1 protein-coding gene is annotated in these 227 nt (G+C 67.4%); it reads right to left on the bottom strand.

Annotated elements, in window-relative coordinates:
• The coding region (locus QD228_RS17100) for an SURF1 family cytochrome oxidase biogenesis protein (RefSeq protein ID WP_279876145.1) at positions 1-211 on the bottom strand (211 nt) is incomplete at its 3' end.
• Positions 212-227 lie beyond the last annotated feature (16 nt).

Raw genomic sequence — 227 nt, forward strand, 5'->3', positions numbered from 1 at the left:
TGCTGGCGATCGCTGCAACGTCGCGCGAGTACCAGCGATCCTGCGCGGGATCGTTGCTGCGCAGGAAACCACCGCCGGGCTCCGTCACCCGCAACAGCCCCTCCACGGAAACTTCTCCTTCGGGAGCCGCCACCTTGCCGCGCAGCTCCGGCGGCACGAAGCCCCGGTTGACTAGGAGCGTGAACTTGCCCGTGTCGAGCGGCGTCAACACCCAATATCCGGGACCG

It is taken from the genome of Cobetia sp. 3AK, assembly GCF_029846335.1.
Taxonomy (GTDB): Bacteria; Pseudomonadota; Gammaproteobacteria; order Pseudomonadales; family Halomonadaceae; genus Cobetia; species Cobetia marina.